The organism is Microlunatus parietis (assembly GCF_013407955.1).
Classification (GTDB): domain Bacteria; phylum Actinomycetota; class Actinomycetes; order Propionibacteriales; family Propionibacteriaceae; genus Microlunatus; species Microlunatus parietis.
Genome location: NZ_JACCBU010000001.1, coordinates 697,555 through 715,555, shown reverse-complemented (window position 1 = coordinate 715,555; position 18,001 = coordinate 697,555). Strand labels below are relative to the sequence as shown.

The window sequence follows — 18,001 nt, the reverse complement described above, 5'->3', positions numbered from 1 at the left end:
GGTCAGTCTGACCAGATCTGCTACCTCGTCCCACTCGTTCGTGATCACGTCGCGGACCGAACGCCATCGCCTGCGCCGACATCTCGCCGGACCGCGGCTGCGGGCAGAGGTCGTAGGCGGGTGTGAGGTCGAGTGATTCGCCGTTCCAGAACGCCGCGTGATTGCGGGCATGATCATCGTTGTTCCCGATGGCCACGTTGAACACGATCCGCTCGAAGAGCCGGCGTCCGACCCTCGGGTCTGCGCCGTCCTTGCGTAGCACGTCCAAGAGCTCGGGATAGGTTGCGTAGCGGCCCTCCATCTCATCAAGGCCGAGCATCGTCAGGCCGGACACGACGAGGCGGCGGCATGCGTCGCCGACCCGATCGAACCGCTCGACGAGGAGCACGTCCTTGCCCAGCGAGGTCGTGACGAACGAGCGAGGGACGTCGATACCGACCCGGCGGGCGAACTCCATCGCCAGCGCCTCGGCGTTCACCACCGGGTAGTGATCACTCGACGAGGAGAACTTCGCGACATAACGGTGGCCGCCGTCAGTGATCAGCGCCTTGGGCCGGGCTCCGCCGATCGATGTTCCGCGGACCAGCGCGGCCGCAAGGTCGTCCGTGAGCGGATGCCCCTGCTCCAGCGCATCCGCCGCTGCATGCAACTCGTCCAGCGAGGCCGACGAGCCGCGCGCACGGTACGTTTCCGGGCTGGCCTGGAAATCGAGGCCGCCGATTCGATCGGATCCGGACTCCAAGAAGTACGTGAGCTGATCAAGGTCACCCGGATCGGCGTCCATACCGTGACGGCCGTACAGGCGCTCCAGGATGACCCGCTGACCCCACGAATCGGGTCCCGCGTCTCGGAGAACCGAGGCCACCGAGAGGTTGTCTGTCGGGTACTGCCAGCCCGACCGGAGCGGCAACTCTGGTGAGTAGAGACTGATGGCATCGGACCGCTCGAGGTAGCTGCGGCCGTAGCCGAAGCGATAACGGCCGCCTTGCCGCTGAACCCTGCCGGCGACCGTGGGTTCGGGGTGATCGGGGAGCCACACCCACACGAAGGCATCCGTCCGGTCAGAAGTCGAGGCCATCGTCATCCTTGGCGCTCCGCGGTGCGTATTCCCGACTTGGGATCAAGGCAACCCGCTCCTCGCCCTGGCGCCGGAGCCGCGCCAGCCCGGCCTCGCCAGCTCCGAAGAGCTGCAGCCCGACCACGGACGCAGCATTGAACACGGTGCCGACGGCAACGCCCGGGCTGCCGCGCTCGATCGCGGTCACCGTCCGGGCGGTCACGCCGATTCGGGCACCCAGGTCGGCCGCGGTCCAGTTTCGGTCGTGCCTCGCCAACCGGACCTGCGATCCGAGGACCGCCAACGCGTCTGCCGCCGCCCGAGTCGGGACGACCTCCTTCTTGGCCATGTCAACTCCTATAAAACGTCGCTAGAACCAATCTAGTGACGTTTTATAGTCAATACTAGTGGTCTGGTCTGTGCCTCAGCCCTTGACGGCGCCGGCGGTCAGGCCGCGGACGAAGAAGCGCTGCAGGCCGAAGAAGACCAGCATCGGCACCGCGATCGAGACGAAGGCACCGGCCGGCAGCAGCTCGAAGCCCTGACCCTGGGTGCCGAGCAGGCCCTGCAGGGTCACGATCACGGTGGCGTTCTCGCCCGAGCCGAGGAAGAGCAGCGCGATCAGCAGGTCGTTCCAGACCCAGATGAACTGCAGAATGCCGAACGCGGCGATCGCCGGCACCGACATCGGCACGATCAGCCGCCAGAACGTCTGGAAGTGGGTCGCACCGTCGATCTTGGCCGACTCGATCACCGAGTTCGGCAGGGTAGCCATGTAGTTGCGCAGCGTGTAGATCGCCAACGGCATGCCGAAGCCGGTGTGCAGGATCCAGACCGCGAGGTACTGCCCGTTGATGTTCAGGTTGTTCGGGCCGAGCAGGTCGAGCATCGGGACGAAGGCGACCTGGATCGGCACCACCATGACGGCGACGATCACGATGAACAGCACGTCCCGGCCGGGGAACCTCATGAACGTGAAGGCGTACGCGGCGAAGGCGGCGAACATCAGCGGCAGGATGGTCGCCGGGATCGCCACCACGATGCTGTTCAGGAACGAGTTGGCCATCCCACCGCCCCCGCCACCGGACAGCACGTCGCGGTAGTTCTCGATCGTCCAGCCGCTGCCGAACGGGTTGAACAGGGCGGTCCACCAGCCGGTGGAGACCTGGTCGTCCACCGGCCGGAAGGACGTGATCAGCAGGCCGATGGTCGGAATCGACCACAGCACCACGAGCAAGATCATGATGATCCAGGCCGGGATGTTCCGCGGCTTGATCGACGGCGCTTCACTCATCGCATGGCCTCCTGTTGGCGGAAGGCTCTGACCTGGTAGACCAGCACCGGGGTGATCACGATCAGCAGCACGACGACGATCGCCGACGCGATGCCGGACTGGGAGTTGGCGAAGATCTCCTGGAAGAACAGGTTCGCGATCACGTTGGTGTCGAACCGGCCGTTCGTCATCACGTACACGATGTCGAAGATCTTCAGGACCAAGATCACCAGTGTGACGAAGACGGTGATCATGGTGCCGCGGATCTGCGGGATCACGATCCGCATGAAGATCTGGAACTCGTTGGCCCCGTCGATCCGGCCGGCCTCGATGGTGTCCTCCGGGACCCCCTTGATCGCCGACGACAGCAGCACCATGCCGAACCCGGCCTGGATCCAGATCAGGATCACCATCAGCAGCAGGTTGTTCAGCTTCAGCTGGGTCTGGCTCATCCAGGAAACCGGGTCGCCGCCGACACCGGTGACCAGGGCGTTCAGCAGGCCGACCTGCGGCTGGCCCGGCGGGTTGTACGCATACATGGCGCCCCAGATGGTCGCCGCACCGACGAACGAGATCGCCATCGGCAGGAAGATCAGGCTCTTGGTGACGTTCTCCGCAGCGCCGGGCAGCCGGTCGGCGAGCACCGCGACGATGGTGCCGAAGAAGACGACCGCCGCCGGAACGATCAGCAGCCAGAGCAGGTTGTTGATCAAGGACGACAGGAACTCCACGTCGGTGAAGATCGCGACGTAGTTCGCCAGGCCGACGTAGGCGGTGCTGTCGGCGTTGGCGAAGCTGAAGTTGATCGTCTGCACGGTCGGGTAGAGCAGCATCAGGCCGATCAGCCCGACGCCCGGCAGCAGGAAGGCGTACGGCATCAGGCCGCTGGACACCCGCTTCGGCAGGGCCTCGACGAACATGTTGATGAAGTAGAAGACCGCCGCCGCGCCGAGCACGCCGAGCACCACCGCCAGCAGTCCCTGCAGCAACTTGGGGAAGAACTGCGGGTAGTAGACGAAGGCCTGGAACAACGACCCGATGCCGGCGATCAGCACCCAGATGCCGACCACGGCGATGATCATCCGCAGCACCGCCGGCAGCCGGTGCTCGCGCTGGGCCGGCCCCTCCGGTTCCGCCGCCGTGCCCGGTCCGGTCCCGCCCGGTCCGCCCGAGCCCTGCCCGGCCGTGCGCTGCTCGCTCGCCGCGTCCGCGGCTACTTCGGCCACGACGCCTCGATCTCATCGGTGACCTGCTTGGTCGACTTGGTGCCGCGCACCCACTCGACCATGCCGGTCCAGAACGTCCCGGAGCCGACCGCCTTCGGCATCAGGTCCGAGCCGTCGAACCGGAACACGTCGGCGTCGGCGGCGAACGCCGCGATCTTGCGCGTCGTCTCGTCGGGATAGTTGCTCGGGTCGAACGTCTTGTGCGGCGAGAGCCAGCCGCCGTCGGCCGCCCACTCCTTGCCGAACTCGTCCGAGCTGAGGAACTTCATCACCTCGATGGCGTCCGGGTCGTTTCCGTTGAACAGCCCGGCCAGGTCGCCGCCGCCGAGCACCGGGCTGCCGGAGTACTCACCGTCGTAGCGGGGGAACTTGAACACGTCGACCCGGTTGTCCAGATCGGCCTGCACCTCCTGGGGGTAGAAGGAGTAGGCGAAGTTGCCCTGCCGGTGCAGCAGGCACCGCGGCGGGTCCTGGAAGGCCGGGTTCATCGCGTCGCCGAACGGGGTGTTGATCACGCCATCGGCACCGCCGAAGACGTTGCCCTCGGTCAAGATCAACTTGCCGAACTCGTCGAACGCCTGCTGGACCCGCTCGTCGTTGAAGGGGATCCGGTGGCTGGTCCAGTCGTCGTACACGTCCGGGCCCCACATCCGGAGCATGTACTCCTCGATCCAGTCGGTGCCGACCCAGCCGGTCGACTGGTCGGCGTTGAAGCCGACACACCAGGGCGCGATGCCCTTGCCGCGGATCTCCGCGGCGACCTTGTCCAGGTCCTGGATCGAGTCGACGTTGGTCGGATAGCCGTCCTGCGAGTACGTCTTCGGGGCCCAGACCACGCTCTTCACGGCCATCCGCATCGGCGCCCCGTAGACCCGGCCGTTCAGCCGCGCCGATTCCAGGAAGCCGGGGACCAGGGTCCGGTCGATGGCGTCGAAGTCGAGGTACGTGTCGATCGGCGCGATCTGGTTCTGCGCGGCCAGTTCGAGCAGGCCACCGGGCTGCGGGAAGAGCGCGATGTCGGGCTCCGACCCGCCCTGTACCCGGGTCTTGACGATGGTGGTGAAGTCGGACGAGTCGACGTACTCGATCGTGATGCCGGTGCGCTGCTGGAACTCCTGCAGCGACTTGACGAAGGAGTCCTTCTCGGCGCCGCCGAACGCTCCGAGGATCTCGACCTTCTTGTCGTTGTCGACCGTGTTGTTGTCGGCGATGGCCTCCCCGCCGCCCGTGCCGCCGTTGCGCGAGCCGGCGTTCGGATCACGCAGGCAGCCGGTCAGGCCGAGCACCAGAATCAAGCACCCGGTGATCGCCGCCACCAGTCGCTTCGCATGCGATGTCATGGTCACGCTCGCTTCCCCACGGGCCCGATCGCCCGCCGGATCGATCAGTCCTCTATCTCTACCCCCATTCGGCGTGACTGTCCACCGAACTCGCCAGACCGGTACGGGATCGCTGCCGCCCCCGGCGGTTCCAAGATCACGAGTCGGTCACGCGGCATGATCGACTTTTTCATGATCAACTCGTCAGTAGCCGGCGGCCGGCCGGATCCGCAATCCCTGCGGCGTCATCACGAAACCCGCTTCTTGAAGCGCTTTCCGTACCGGCTCGGAGCCGAAGACATGATCACCGTCCGCGCGCTGCACGGTCAGCTTGCCGAGCTGGCCGCGCCGTACCGCCGAGGCCAGCGCGACGGCCGCAGGCTCCAGCACGTCGCGCCGGTCGGTGAAGCTGAGCAGGGTCCGGCCGCCGCGTTCCACGTAGAAGATCAACTCGCCGGCGACCAGGACGACCAGGGCGCCGGCCTTGCGACCCGGCCGGTGCCCGGCCCGGTCCGGCCAGCCCAGCGCCGCCCCGTACGGGTTCGCCGGATCGCAGGCGGACAGCACGATGGCCTCCGGGTGCTCCGGCTCGGCCGACGCCGCGCGCAGCCGGTCGACCGCGCCGGGGAGCGCGAACTGGGCAGCGCCGAGCCCCTCGATGAAGTAGCCGCGGCGGCACTGGCCGGACTCCTCGAGCGTGGCCAGGGCCCGGTAGGCGGCGCCGAAGCCGCCCTCGGTGCCCTCCGCGGTGACGGCGCCGCGGGTCACCACGCCGTAGCGGTCCAGCCAGCCGAACACCTGGTCCGTGAACCGGGTCGACCGATCGGAACCGCCGTCGCCGACCAGGGACTCGCGCGCGACCAGGGACCAGCGGCCGGCGGTGGTGGGGCTGGCGTTGATCCGGGCGGCCACCCGGGCCCGCAACTGGGCCCGCAGCTGCCCCCGGTGGGTCCGGCTGCGCGGCGCCGGTCGGCTGCGGTGCACGCCGCCGCTGACCCGGGCCCGGACCGGGGCGAACGTGTCACCGGTGACCAGACCGGCCCAGACCAACTCCCAGAGCGCGTCCTCGTAGCCGGCCGTCTCGTCGTCATCGCCGAGTCGCCGGGTCAGCTCGGCCAGGAACGAGGCGCCGCCGGGCTGGAACACCGACAGCAGCGCCAGGGCGCGCTGATCCTCCGGTTCCCGCCGCGGCGGTGGCGCCTCCAGGCCCGGCAGCAGGAACCGGATCCAGCCGTCCGACTCGCCGATCGGCCCGTCCCCGGCCCAGCTGACCTCGCCGGCCGTGATCAACTGGTCCAGCAGCGCCGGCTGGTAGTCGATGACTCGGGCCGGCAGGATCACCGACTCGACCGCGCTGGCCGGCACCGGATAGCCGGCCAGGGATTCCAGCGCCGCGAGCACGCCGTCGGCACCGCGGCCCGGACTGCCGATGCCGTGCCAGTCGACCAGGAACCGGGCGTACGCGACCCGCTCGACCGGCTCGACCTCGCGACGCAGCCGGGCCAGCGTGCGCCGCTTGATCAACGCCAGGACGCGTTGGTGGCAGAACTGCCGCAGGTGCTGCTGCTCGTCGGCCAGCTGGACGAAGTGGCCTGCCACAATCGCACCGTCGTCGATCAGCCGGCGGCACGCGTCGGTGACCACGCCGAGCGGCAGCCCGTACCGGTCCGCGATCGTCTCGGCGACGAACGGCCCGTGCTGGCGGGCCCAGCGCAGCACCAGGTCGGCGACCGGCTGTGGCACCGGCTCCGCGAAACCGGCGGCGACGCCCGGCGGCACCGGCACCCCGAGCCCGTCGCGGAGTCGCGGCACGTCCTCGATCACCGCGACCAGGTCGGCGCCGGCGATCCGTACCTCGACCAGGCGGCGCGCCGTGATCAACTCCTTGACCGCGCCCTCATGATCGAAGTCCGCTGGGGTGCGGTCCGCCAGCTCGTCGATGCGGAACGGACCGGCGGTGCGGATCAGGTCGTACAGCTGTTCGGTGGTGGACGCCTGGCGCTCCTCGCTGAGCCCCTGCAGGTCGGCCTCGATCTCCGCGATCACCTCCGGATCGAGCAACTGCTGCAGGCCGTCCTTGCCGAGCAACTCGGCCAGCAGGGTGGCGTCCAGGGCGAGCGCGGCGGCCTTCTTCTCGGCCAGCGGCACGTCGCCCTCGTAGACGAAGGCGCCGACATAGCCGAACAGCAGCGACCGCGCGAACGGCGACGGCTCGGTGGTCTCCACCTCGACGACCCGCAGTTCGCGACTCGCGATCGCCTGCTGGACCTTGATCAACTCCGGCAGCTCGAACACGTCGGTCAGGCATTCCCGCATCGTCTCCAGCACGATCGGGAACTCGGGGTAGCGGGCCGCGACGCCGAGCAACTGGGCGGACCGCATCCGCTGCTGCCACAGGGGAGAACGGGCTCGTGGGTCCCGGCGGGGGAGCAGCAGCGCCCGGGCCGCGCACTCGCGGAACCGGGAGGCGAACAGCGCCGAGCCGCCGACCTCGTCGGTGACGATCTGCTCCAGCGCCTCGGGATCGGTGATGATCAAGTCCGCGCCGGGCGGATCGGCGTCGGTGTCCGGGATCCGCAGGATGATCCCGTCGTTGGTCGCGGTGGCCTGCACCTCGGCGCCGTACCGGTCCCGGGCCGTGTGCTCGATCGCCAGCGCCCACGGGGTGTGCACGCCGAGGCCGAGCGGCGAGTGCAGGCAGACCCGCCAGTCGCCGAGCTCGTCGCGGAACCGTTCGAAGACCACCGTCCGGTCGGTCGGCAGTGCGCCGGTCGCCTGCTGCTGCTCGGCCAGGTAGCTGACCAGATTGCGCGCTGCGGAGTCGTCCAGACCGGCCTCGCGCAGCCGCTCGGTCGCCGGGCCCGTCTTGAGGCCGGCCAGCTCCCGGACGAAGCCGCCGAAGGCCGCGCCGAGCTCGGCCGGGCGCGCGGGGGCGTCGCCCTTCCAGAACGGCAGCCGGCCGGGTTGGCCGGGCGCCGGCGAGACCAGCACCCGGTCGTGGGTGATCTGCTCCACCCGCCAGCTCGTCGTACCGAGGGTGAACACGTCGCCCACCCTCGTCTCGTACACCATCTCCTCGTCCAGCTCGCCGACCCGGCGGCCCGGCCCGGTGTCCTCGCCGGCCAGGAAGACGCCGAACAGGCCGCGGTCGGGGATGGTGCCGCCGGAGGTGACCGCCAGCCGCTGGGCGCCGGGCCGCGCACTGAGCGTGTCGGTGTCGCGCTGCCAGACCAGCCGCGGCCGCAGCTCGGCGAAGTCCTCCGACGGATAGCGGCCGCTGAGCATGTCCAGCACCGCGTCGAAGACGCTGCGGGGCAGGTCGGCGAAGTTGGCGGCCCGCCGGACCAGCCGGTAGACGTCGTCGGCCGCCACCTCGCCGCCGGCCGTGATCGCGACGATCTGCTGGGCCAGCACGTCGAGCGGATTACGCAGTTCCGGTACGGCCTCGATGGCGCCGGCCCGCATCCGCTCCACCACCACCGCGGACTCGATCAGATCGCCGCGATGGTTGGGGAAGAAGACGCCGCGGGAGACGGCGCCGACCTGGTGACCGGCCCGGCCGACCCGCTGCAGCCCACTGGCCACCGACGGCGGCGCCTCCACCTGGACCACCAGGTCGACCGAGCCCATGTCGATGCCCAGCTCGAGCGAGGACGTGGCCACGACACAGGGCAGCCGGCCCGACTTCAGGTCGTCCTCGATCTGCGCCCGCTGCTCCTTGCTCACCGAGCCGTGGTGGGCCCGCGCGACCACCGGCGTCGTCGTGCCGTCCCGGCCGGCCGACTCACCGGACTGGGCCATGATCTGGGCCGGCAGCTGGTGTGGCTCGGTGACCTCACCGAGCCGTTCGGCGTGCAGTTCGTTGAGATGGGCGGTCAATCGCTCGGCCAGCCGCCGAGAGTTGGCGAACACCAGCGTCGTCCGGTGCCGGCCGATCAGGTCCAGAATCCGGTTCTCCACGTGCGGCCAGATCGACGGCGGGCGGCGGCTGTCGGCGGCCTCCGGCTCGTCCGAGACCGAAGCCCGGGGCGCGGCAGCGGCCTGCAGATCGCTCATGTCCTCGATCGGGACGACGATCTCGAGGTCCCAGCTCTTGTCCGCCAGCGGCGCGACGACCGTCACCGGCTGGTCGCCACCGAGGAACCGGGCGACCCGTTCCGGCGGTCGCACCGTGGCCGAGAGCCCGATCCGCTGCGGCGGCCGCTCGGTCAACTCGGCCAGCCGCTCCAGCGACAGGGCCAGGTGGGCGCCGCGCTTGGTGCCGGCCAGCGAGTGCACCTCGTCGACGATCACCGTACGGATGCCGGTCAGGGTGTCCCGGGCCGCCGACGTGAGCATCAGGAACAGCGATTCCGGCGTGGTGATCATGATGTCCGGCGGCCGGGTGACCAGCTTCCGGCGGTCGGACGCGGTGGTGTCGCCGGACCTGATGCCGACCGTGACACTCGGCGCCGGCTCGCCCAGCCGGGCCGCGGTCCGGCCGATGCCCGCCAACGGCGCCCGCAGGTTGCGCTCCACGTCGACCGCCAGCGCCTTCAGCGGCGACACGTACAGCACCCGGCAGCGTTCCTTGGCCGGCGGCTCCGGCTCCCGGATCAGCCCGTCCAGCGCCCAGAGGAACGCGGCCAGCGTCTTGCCGGACCCGGTCGGCGCGATCACCAGCGCGTTCTGCCCGGCCGAGATCGCCGACCAGGCACCGGCCTGCGCCGGCGTCGGCGCGGCGAAGACGTCGGTGAACCAGGCCGCGGTCGCCGGGGCGAACGCGGCCAGCGGATCGAGGACCTGCTTGGACACGTTCTCCATCCTGCACCCGACCACCGACAGTCCCGGTCGGGATCGCTGGTTGCGCGGCTCCGAGCGACTCTGGTCGCCATCCAATCGAGTTGTCAGTGGTCCCCCCATACCTTGCCGTCCCTCAGACCTGGGGGGCGCAACCATGACCGAGCCGCAACCGTTGTGGACGGTGGAGTACGAGGGAGATCAGTTCGAGCGGTTCTACACCGATCTTCACGAATACGACCAGGCGGTTCTGACGGCAGCGATCACCCACGTCCTGAGGGTCCGCGGGATTGACATCTGCTCAGGGTTCACCGCCACTTCCATGGAGCGCGGATCGTGCTGCTGCTCGGCGGATACGACAAGGGCAGGGACAGCTCGGAGCGACGTCAGCAACGGGAGATCAAGAGGGCTCGGAAGGAGTTGGCTCGGTGGCGAAGGAGCCGTCCGTGATCAACTGTCGAGCTCGTCCTCGTTGCTGGCCCCTCACAGTCTTATGTGCTATAACACATAGGCACAGCCATCATCCGGTTTGCCATTCGAGGAGGCGACGTCGTGCCGAAGAGTTTCGATCAGCTGGCTGCCGGGGCCGCCGACGGATGGTCCGAGGATGCCAAGCAGGTGCATGCCGCGGCCAGCGAGGTCTTCGAGCGGGAGATGACCGTCCAAAGCGAGTTCGGTCTGATGCTCGCCGCCGCGAGGGAAGAGCAACAGATGACCCAGCAGGCGCTGGCCGCAGCCGCTGGAGTACGCCAGCCGGAGATCAGTCGAATCGAGAATGGTCAGGCCAACCCGACCCTCGAGACCCTTGCCAGGCTGACGGCGGCACTGGGCAAGCGGCTGACACTGACGTCGTGAACGGTGATCCAGGAAAGTGTTCGTCGGCCGACCGCTGCGGCAGCAGGGCGCAGGCCGTGGTGGCAGCGATGACGCCCCGGCCAGGGCGAACAGGCTGCGCGTCTGCTCAGTATGGGCGGATGGTATCCGTCGACAGGCCTCGGACCAGTGATCAATTCGTTAGATTAACCGCGACGCGGGCGGACTGAACCCCTTAAGCTACGGCGGGTACCCAGGTCTCTCGAGGAGGACGTATGCGCCCCACCCGTACTGTGGTCGCTCTGCTGGCTGTGGCGAGTCTGTTGTTGGCCGGCTGCTCCGGCGGACGGAACGCCCAACAGGGTGACCCGACCGCGGCTCCGGGGGCCCAGCTCGACCAGGACGGCTACGCGGTGCACACCGGCGAGGCCAAGAAGGGCGGCGTGGTCCGGGTGCTCGGCCAGCCCGAGTTCTCCCACCTCGACCCCTCGATGGGCAACGACGGCGGCGTGAACAACTTCTACCGGTTGATCTACCGCACCCTGGTCACGGCGGCCAACGAAACGGGGCCGGGTGGCACCAAGATCGTTCCCGATCTTGCGACCGACACCGGCCGGCCGAACGAGGACGCCACCGAGTGGACGTTCACGCTGAAGGACGACATCTTCTTCGAGGACGGCACGCCGATCACCGCCGCCGACTTCAAGTACGGTCTCGAGCGCTCGATGGACCCGGCGTTGCGGATCGGCTCGGACTTCCACATCCAATACCTGGAAGGGGCCTCGGACTACAAGGGCGTCTACCAGGACCCGAAGGGCCTGGACTCGATCGAGGTCGTCGACGAGAAGACGATCACGTTCCACCTGAACCGGCCGGTGGCCTACTTCCCGGTGGTGGCGATGACGCCGCCGTTCACGCCGTTCCCGGCCGGCAAGGTGGCCAACGTCCGGCAGATCGACGAGAAGCCGATCGCCTCCGGCCCGTACAAGCTCGACAGCTACCAGCGCGGCTCCAAGTTGATCTTGGTCCGGAACGAGCAGTGGAAGCCGGAGACCGACCAGGTCCGGCCGGCGCTCCCGGACGGCTACGAGTTCCTGTTCGGCATCGACGCCGCCACGGTGGACGACCGGATGCTCGCCGCGCAGGGCGAGGACGCCAACGCGGTCGGTGTCTACTCGATCCAGCCGGCGACGCTGGCCAAGATCCAGACGCCGGAACTCAAGGCGCGCACGATCCGTGATCATCCGAGCTGCACGTTCTATCTCTTCCTGAACATGTCGAAGAAGCCGCTGGACGATCTCAAGGTCCGGCAGGCGATCAACTACGCGATCGACAAGCAGAGCGTGATCACCGTGACCGGCGGACCGCTGGTCACCCAGCCGGCCACCGACATGCTGCTGCCCAGCGTGCCGGGCCGGGAGGAGTTCGACCTGTACCCGACGCCGGACTTCAAGGGCGACGTGGAGAAGGCGAAGCAGCTGCTCGCCGAGGCCGGTCATCCGAACGGGTTCAAGGTCACCATGGACGTCCGCGGGCTGCCGAAGTGGCAGGCGCAGTCCGAGGCGATCCAGGCCTCGCTGGCCAAGGTCGGGATCGACGCGACGCTGAACGTGATCGACGCGTCCACCTATTACGAGGTGATCCAGACCACCGCCAAGCAGAACGAGATCGGGATCACCGGCTGGTGCGGCGGCGGGCAGACCGGCGAGACCCTGCTGGCCCCGCTGTTCGACGGCAAGCGGCTGTATCCCACCGGCAACAACAACAACAGCCAGCTGGACGATCCCAAGATCAACGCCCGGTTCGAGGAGATCGCCAAGATGAGCAACATCGACGAGCAGAACGCCGCGGTGGCTCAGCTGAACCGGGAGATCATGGAACTGGCGCCGGTTGTTCCGCTGGTCCGGGACACCCCGCTGCAGTTGATCGGCCCGAACATCGGCGGCGCCTTCGCGCACGCCGGGATGACGGGGTACGTCGACCTCACCTCGCTCGGCCTGAAGAACCCGTGATCCGGCGGGCCGGCGCAAGGTGAGCACGCCCGCCCGGCTGACCGGCCCGGGACCGGACAGCGACGGCACGGGTGGTCCGGGGGCGCCGGGGCTGGCACCCCGCGGGCTGCCGCGGCGCCGTCGGCTGCCCCGGTTGCTGCTGTCCCGGCCGGCGTCCGTGATCAGCCTGGTCTTCCTCGCCCTGCTGGTGCTGATGGCGCTCTTCGCCCCGGTGCTGACGGCGATCTCGGGCCACGACCCGTACGCCTTCGACGAGGACGCGATCGACCCGCGGCTCGGCGGGCTGCCGATCGGCCCGCTGGGCGGCATCTCGGCCGAGCACTGGTTCGGCGTCGAGCCGCTGAACGGCCGCGACATCTTCGCCCGGATCGCTTACGGGGCTCGGTTCTCGCTGAGCATCGCGGTGCTGGCGACGGTGCTGACGGTGGTGATCGCGGTGCTGCTCGGCACCATCGCCGGTTATGCCGGCGGGGTGGTCGACACAGTGATCGGCCGGGTGATGGACTTCCTGATGGCGTTCCCGTCGCTGATCTTCATGATCGCGATCCTGTCGGCGGTGCCGCAGGCGAACCGGATGGTCATGTTGATCACCGTGCTCAGCCTGTTCGGCTGGCCGCAGCTGGGCCGGGTGGTCCGGGCTCAGGCCATGTCGCTGCGGCAGCGGGAGTTCGTCGAGGCGGCCGTGGCGTCCGGGGCGGGGCCGTTCCGGATCGTGTTCGCCGAGGTGATCCCGAACCTGTCCGGGACGATCATCGTAGTGGCGACGCTGATGCTGCCGCAGTACATCGCCACCGAGGCCGGGCTGAGCTTCCTCGGTGTCGGTGTCCGGCCGCCCGACCCGTCCTGGGGCCAGATGATCGCCGGCGCGGTCCAGTGGTCCGCCACGAATCCCATGTTCTTCGCCATTCCCGGCCTCTTCCTCACCTGCACCGTGCTGTCCTGCATGGTGATCGGTGATCACATCCAGCGGATCATGGCCCGGCGGGAAGGGATCTGACCATGATCAGTTACGTGCTGCGCCGGGTCGGCTGGGCCCTGCTCACCCTGTTCGGCGTCTGCTTATTCACGTACGCGATCTTCTTCCTGCTCTCGCCCGACCCGGCGGTGCTGATCTGCGGCCAGACCTGCACGCCGGAGCGGATCGCGACGATCCGTGATCAACTCGGCCTGGACCAGCCGTTCTGGGTCCAGTTCGGCACCTTCCTGCTCGGCCTCGTCGCCGGCCGCTGGTATGGCAGCGGACCCGGCGCCGTGCACTGCGCGGCACCGTGTCTCGGGCACAGCTTCCAGAGCGGGCAGAGCGTCGGCACCATGATCGGCGAGCGGATCGAGGTGACGATCACCCTCGCCGTCGGAGCCGCGCTGCTCTGGCTGGTCTGGGGCCTGCTGTCCGGCGTGCTCAGCGCGCTCCGCGAGGGCAGCTGGGTCGACCGCTCGTTCAACACCGTCGCGCTGGCCGGCATCGCGCTGCCGAACTACTTCGTCGCGCTGGTGCTGCAGTTCGTGCTGGTGGTACAGCTCGGCGTGCTGCCGTTCCCGACCACGGTCCGGTTCAGCGAGGATCCGGCGCTGTGGTGGGACAGCTACCTGATGCCGTGGATCGTGCTGGCCCTGATGTACGCGGCGATGTACACCCGGCTGACCCGGTCCAACGTGCTGGACACGCTGGGCGAGAACTACGTCCGGACCGCCCGCGCGAAGGGCCTGCCGCCGGTCACCGTGGTCGGCAAGCACGTGCTGCGGCCGTCGCTGACGCCGATCATCACGATCTTCGGGATGGACGTGGCGACGCTGATGGGAGGCGCGTTGATCACCGAGTCCGTGTTCGGCCTGAACGGGATCGGCAAGATGGCCCGGGACGCGATCAGCACCAACGACCAGCCGGTGATCATGGGCTTCACCCTGGTCGCGGCGTTCTTCGTGATCACCGCCAACATTGTGGTCGACCTGCTCTACTCGGTGCTCGACCCCAGGATCCGGGTGCGTTCCGCATGAACGACTTGATCACCGTCGAGGACCTGACGATCACGTTCCCGACCGCGGACGGCGAACCGGCCGTCGTGGTGGACGGGTTGTCGTTCACGATCGAGTCCGGCGAGGCGCTGGGCCTGGTCGGCGAGTCCGGCTCGGGCAAGTCGATGACCGCGCTGGCGATCATGGGCCTGCTGCCGCCGGCCGCACAGGTCACCGGGTCGATCCGGCTGGCTGGCCCGGACGGCGAGGAGCTGGAGCTGGTCGGCCGCTCCGACCGGCAGCTGCGGCGGATCCGCGGGATGCGGATCTCGATGGTGTTCCAGGACCCACTGTCCTCGCTGAACCCGTACTACACGGTCGGTGATCAGGTCGCCGAGGCGTACCGGGCGCACCGGGGCGGTTCCCGGGCCGACGCCCGGAGGGCGGCGATCGCGGCGATGGAGCGGGTCCATCTGCGCGAGCCGGCGCGGACGTACCACAACTATCCGCTCCAGTTCTCCGGCGGCATGCGGCAGCGGATCATGATCGCGATGGCCCTGGTCTGCGAACCCCAGCTGGTGATCGCCGACGAGCCGACCACGGCCCTGGACGTGACCGTGCAGGCGCAGGTGCTGGACCTGATCAAGGAGGTCCGGGAGACCACGAGGGCCAGCCTGCTGTTCATCACTCATGATCTTGCCGTGGTGAGCCGGGTGACCGACCGGGTGCTGGTGCTGAACCAGGGCGTCCGGCAGGAGCTGAGCACGACCCGGGAACTGTTCACCGACCCGCAGTCGGCCTATACGAGGATGTTGATCGACGCCACGCCGCGGCTCATCGATCCCGATCAGGGCGGGGAGACCGCGTGACCACCACCGACACCGCGCCGCCGCCGGTGATCTTGGCCGCGGAGAACCTGATCAAGGACTACCGGGTGTCCCTGCGCGGCCGGGTGCTGACCAGCCGACGTACCTTCCGGGCGGTCGACGACGTCTCGCTGGAGATCCCGGAGGGCCGGACGGTCGGCCTGGTGGGGGAGTCCGGCTCCGGCAAGTCGACCACGGCCCGGATGATCGGCCGGCTGATCGAACCGTCCCAGGGTCGGGTCCGGATCGGTGCTCGCGACGTCACCCGGGCCACCGGGCCGGCGCTGCGGGAGTTCCGGTGCAGTGTCCAGTTCGTCTTCCAGGATCCCTTCTCCAGCTTGAATCCGCGGCAGAACGTCGAGCAGTTGGTGTCGGCGCCGCTGCGCTACCAGGGCCTGTCAACGCTGGCCGCTGCCGTGCCGCGGGTCAAGGAGTTGATGGAACGGGTCGGGCTCAACCCGGACCACTCGCGGCGCTACCCGGCCCAGTTCTCCGGCGGCCAGGCACAGCGGATCGGGATCGCCCGGGCGATCGCCTGCAACCCGCGGGTGATCATCTGCGACGAGCCGGTCTCCGCGCTCGACGTGTCGGTGCAGGCGCAGGTGCTCCGGTTGCTCACCGAACTGCAGGCCGACTTCGGGTTCAGCTACCTGTTCATCTCCCATGATCTTGCGGTGGTACGGCAGGTGGCGCACCGGGTCTGCGTCATGCAGGGCGGCAAGATCGTCGAGCAGGGCGAGCGGGACCAGATCTTCGCCGAACCGCGGCACGAGTACACCCGGACCCTGCTGGCGGCGGTGCCGACCATCCCGCCCGAATGGGAAAGCGAGCGACGCTCGCGAGGAGGAGCGCGATGACTGCGTCATCGGGAGACAGCGCGCTGCGGCGGCTGTACACCGACGAATGGGCCTGGCGGACCGGCGAGCTCGGCCACGGCAGCTGGCGGTCCACCGAGACGGACCCGTTCCTGCCCGACGTCGGGCCGGCCGCCCAGGAACGCCGGCAGCGGCGCTGGGAGGAGACCCTGGCCGCGGTCCGGGAGATCGACCCGGCCACCCTGTCCGAGGCCGAGCGGACCAATCAGGCCGTTTACGCCAACCAGCTGCAGACCTTGATCAACCAGCAGCGGTTCCGGACCTGGGAGGCGCCCGCCAACGCCGACAGCTCGTTCTGGAACGACCTGATCGACCGCGGCCGCCGGCCGATCACCGACCCGGACCAGGCCGACCGCTGGCTGAGCCAGCTGGAGCACGTACCGGCCTACCTGGAGCAGCAGATCGAGAATCTGGGCGCCGGCCTGGCCCGCGGTTTCGGCCCGCCCAAGATCACCATGACCGGCCGCGAGACGACCGCCCGGACGGTCGCCGAGGCCACCGACCCGGCCGCGCTGCCGTTCGTGACGACCCTGGACGGGGTGACCGGCTCGCGGGCGGAATCTCTGCGCAGGCAGGCGATCCGGCTGGTCGAGGAGCGGGTCCAGCCGGCCTTCCGTGGCCTGGTCGACTACCTCACCGAGAGCTATCTGCCGAACCTGCCGGAGTCGATCGCCGCCGTCGAGATCGCCGGCGCCGACTACTACGCCGCTCAGCTGCGCGAATACACCACGCTCGACCTGACCCCCGAGGAGATCCACGCCATCGGGCTGCGCGAGGTGGACAAGATCAGGACCGAGATGCGGGCGATCGCCGAGCAGACCGGTTTCGGCGGCGACGTGGACGCGCTGCTGGCGTTCATGCGCTCCGATGATCAGTTCTACGTCGACGAGCCGCGGGAGCTGCTCCGCGAGGCGGCCTGGCACGCCAAGAAGTTCGACGCGGTGGTGCACCGCTACTTCGGCCGGGTGCCGCGGCAGCGGTTCGCGATCATCGAGGTGCCGCCGGACCTGGCGCCGTTCTACACGTTCGGCCGCGGCGGGGTGGACCGCTACCTGCTGAACACGTACGGCCTCCGGGAACGGCCGCTCTACTCGCTGCCGGCGCTGACCCTGCACGAGGCGGCGCCCGGGCACGCGTTCCAGATCCCGCTGGCGCTGGAGCAGCAAGATCATCCCGAGTTCCGTCGCAACGACTACCTGTCCGCCTACGGCGAGGGCTGGGCGCTCTATACCGAGCGGCTCGGCGTCGAGATGGGGATGTACGAGACCCCGTACGAACTGATGGGCATGCTGGGCTACCAGATGTGGCGCGCCGTCCGGCTGGTGATCGATCCGGGGATCCACGCCCTCGGCTGGTCCCGCGAGCGGGCCCAGGCCTTCCTCCGGGACAACACCGCGATCGGCGGCCACGAGGTGATCACCGAGGTGGACCGCTACACCGCCTGGCCCGGGCAGGCCTGTGCCTACTATCTCGGCCAGCTGGAGATCCTGGAGTTGCGGGCTCGGGCTGAGCGGGAACTCGGCGAGGGCTTCGATCTCCGGAATTTCCATGATCAGGTGCTGTCGCTCGGTTCCGTACCGCTGCAGGTGTTGCGGGCCGAGATCGAACGCTTCATCGCCCGCGGCGGTACGTCTCCGTACCCGGCGTCGGGCCTCACACAGTGACGATCGAAACCTCGCCGTCCCGAACCTCGGTGAGTCGAGCAAGATCGTCGGGATCGCTGGTCAGCAACTGATCGCCCGGCTTGGTGAGCATCGCCACGAGTGTCCGTCGGCTCGGTCCACAGCGATCAGGGCCCTGCGCCGAACAAGGTTCAGATCGCCGTCGA

12 protein-coding genes and 1 pseudogene are annotated in these 18,001 nt (G+C 68.9%); 7 read left to right on the top strand and 6 right to left on the bottom strand.

The features are described 5' to 3' along the window. Positions 1-94: 94 nt before the first annotated feature. From BKA15_RS37190 to BKA15_RS03380, 6 genes and pseudogenes are all read right to left on the bottom strand, one after another. Positions 95-1,078: pseudogene (locus BKA15_RS37190) on the bottom strand (type II toxin-antitoxin system HipA family toxin); the annotation flags it as partial. Beyond that, positions 1,062-1,406 carry a helix-turn-helix transcriptional regulator gene (locus BKA15_RS03400; RefSeq protein ID WP_179748096.1) on the bottom strand — a complete coding sequence of 115 codons (345 nt, stop codon included), beginning with the start codon at positions 1,404-1,406 and terminating at the stop codon, positions 1,062-1,064. The pseudogene BKA15_RS37190 and the gene BKA15_RS03400, both read right to left, overlap by 17 nt. A 75-nt stretch (positions 1,407-1,481) precedes the next feature. After that, on the bottom strand, positions 1,482-2,351 hold the full coding sequence (locus BKA15_RS03395) for a carbohydrate ABC transporter permease (protein WP_179748095.1): 870 nt from the start codon (positions 2,349-2,351) through the stop codon (positions 1,482-1,484). Further along, positions 2,348-3,556, bottom strand: a complete 1,209-nt coding sequence (locus BKA15_RS03390; protein ID WP_312878806.1) for a carbohydrate ABC transporter permease — start codon at positions 3,554-3,556, stop codon at positions 2,348-2,350. The genes BKA15_RS03395 and BKA15_RS03390 overlap by 4 nt, the downstream gene beginning before the upstream one ends. After that, complete coding sequence (locus BKA15_RS03385; protein ID WP_179758205.1) at positions 3,544-4,896, bottom strand: ABC transporter substrate-binding protein; 1,353 nt, start codon at positions 4,894-4,896, stop codon at positions 3,544-3,546. Before BKA15_RS03385 ends, BKA15_RS03390 begins: the two co-directional genes overlap by 13 nt. 183 nt (positions 4,897-5,079) lie before the next feature. Continuing rightward, on the bottom strand, positions 5,080-9,678 hold the full coding sequence (locus BKA15_RS03380) for an ATP-dependent helicase (protein ID WP_179748094.1): 4,599 nt from the start codon (positions 9,676-9,678) through the stop codon (positions 5,080-5,082). A 528-nt stretch (positions 9,679-10,206) separates the two neighbouring features. On the opposite strand from BKA15_RS03380, the gene BKA15_RS35255 reads away from it, so the two are divergent. The 7 genes from BKA15_RS35255 to BKA15_RS03345 all read left to right on the top strand — a co-directional run bounded on the left by BKA15_RS35255 (position 10,207) and on the right by BKA15_RS03345 (position 17,837). Then, positions 10,207-10,509 carry a helix-turn-helix domain-containing protein gene (locus BKA15_RS35255; RefSeq protein WP_179748093.1) on the top strand — a complete coding sequence of 101 codons (303 nt, stop codon included), beginning with the start codon at positions 10,207-10,209 and terminating at the stop codon, positions 10,507-10,509. Positions 10,510-10,742: 233 nt separating this feature from the next. Further along, positions 10,743-12,479, top strand: coding sequence for an ABC transporter substrate-binding protein (locus BKA15_RS03370; RefSeq protein ID WP_218871044.1), 1,737 nt, complete (start codon positions 10,743-10,745; stop codon positions 12,477-12,479). Positions 12,480-12,498: 19 nt separating this feature from the next. Continuing rightward, a complete protein-coding gene (locus BKA15_RS03365; RefSeq protein ID WP_179748092.1) occupies positions 12,499-13,476 on the top strand; it encodes an ABC transporter permease in 978 nt (325 codons plus the stop codon). A gap of 2 nt (positions 13,477-13,478) precedes the next feature. Continuing rightward, positions 13,479-14,474, top strand: coding sequence for an ABC transporter permease (locus BKA15_RS03360; RefSeq protein WP_179748091.1), 996 nt, complete (start codon positions 13,479-13,481; stop codon positions 14,472-14,474). Further along, positions 14,471-15,301: an ABC transporter ATP-binding protein gene (locus BKA15_RS03355; protein ID WP_179748090.1), complete on the top strand. Its 831-nt coding sequence runs from the start codon at positions 14,471-14,473 to the stop codon at positions 15,299-15,301. The genes BKA15_RS03360 and BKA15_RS03355 overlap by 4 nt, the downstream gene beginning before the upstream one ends. Then, entirely contained in the window at positions 15,298-16,155 is an 858-nt protein-coding gene (locus tag BKA15_RS03350; RefSeq protein ID WP_312878804.1) for an ATP-binding cassette domain-containing protein, read from the top strand. The genes BKA15_RS03355 and BKA15_RS03350 overlap by 4 nt, the downstream gene beginning before the upstream one ends. Continuing rightward, positions 16,152-17,837 carry a DUF885 domain-containing protein gene (locus BKA15_RS03345; RefSeq protein ID WP_218871043.1) on the top strand — a complete coding sequence of 562 codons (1,686 nt, stop codon included), beginning with the start codon at positions 16,152-16,154 and terminating at the stop codon, positions 17,835-17,837. Before BKA15_RS03350 ends, BKA15_RS03345 begins: the two co-directional genes overlap by 4 nt. Positions 17,838-18,001 lie beyond the last annotated feature (164 nt).